The organism is Streptomyces milbemycinicus, from assembly GCF_002154605.1.
Classification (GTDB): domain Bacteria; phylum Actinomycetota; class Actinomycetes; order Streptomycetales; family Streptomycetaceae; genus Streptomyces; species Streptomyces milbemycinicus.
This window is the reverse complement of record NZ_MUNE01000808.1, coordinates 1-1085: the sequence shown is the minus strand read 5'-3', so window position 1 is coordinate 1085 and position 1085 is coordinate 1. Positions and strand designations below refer to the sequence as shown.

Genomic DNA, 1085 nt, shown 5'->3' with positions numbered 1-1085 from the left:
GTCCGGGGCCGAGGGGTCCGGATCCAAGGGGTCCGCGGGGTCCGACAAGGCCGTCTCGGAGGCCAAGGCCAAGCGCGCGGCCCAGCCGGTGCTGGACGCGCTGGGGCTGGACGGCGCGAAGCTGGACGCGACACAGCTGTACGGCGCGGTGCGGGTCGTGAAGGCGGACCCGGTGCTCGACGGTCTGCCGACGTACGGCTGGCGGACGAGTCTCCAGGTGGCCGCCGATGGACAGCTGGTCGGCGGCGACGGTCTGCTGTCGAAGCCCGCGGCGGACGACAGCTATCCGCTGATCGGCGCGGCCGAAGCCATGAAGCGGCTCAACAAGGGCGGCGCAACCACGGACAGCACGGACAGCGCCGACGACGCGGCCGGGAAGGCGGAGCCCGCGAAGAAGGCGCCCGAGGAGGCGGCGACGGGCAGCGCGAGTGGTACGGCCGACAAGGTCACGGTGCGCAAGGCGACCCTGGGCCTCGCGGCGCGCTCCGTGGACGGCCGGCGGGCGCTGGTGCCGTCCTGGCTCTTCCAGGTCGGGCCGTCGAGCGCGGATGACGTCATGAACACGGTCACCTACCCCGCCGTCGACCCGAAGTTCATCAAGAAGCCCTCCCCCTCCGGTACGTCCCCGTCCTCGAAGCGCGGTGAGGAACACGTAGACGACATCACGTCGTACACCGTGGCCGGAAAGACCCTGACGGTGCGCTTCTGGGGCGGGGTCTGCGAGTCGTACTCGGTCTCCGCCAAGGAGTCCTCGTCGCAGGTGAAGCTGGAGATCAAGGGCAAGCGGCTGCATCCGGGCCGGCCCTGCATCCTCATCGCCAAGCAGATCGACAAGAAGGTCGAGCTGGACAAGCCGCTGGGCGACCGCAAGGTGGTGGACGCCAGGACCGGCGAGGCCGTGCCCAAGCGCAAGTAACGCAGGTGAACCGAAGACGCCGCAGGGGGCGGGCCCGGTGCCGGGCCCGCCCCCTGCGGCGTCTGATCGAGGCGAGGCAGCTTACGAGAAGCGCCTCATGCTGAACCTCAGCTGAACGAGTCACCGCAGGCGCAGGAGCCCGTGGCGTTCGGGTTGTCGATCGTGAAGC

At 70.3% G+C, this 1085-nt stretch carries 1 pseudogene; it reads left to right on the top strand.

The features are described from left to right. Positions 1-916, top strand: a pseudogene (locus CCN51_RS55430) (hypothetical protein); the annotation flags it as partial. Positions 917-1085 lie beyond the last annotated feature (169 nt).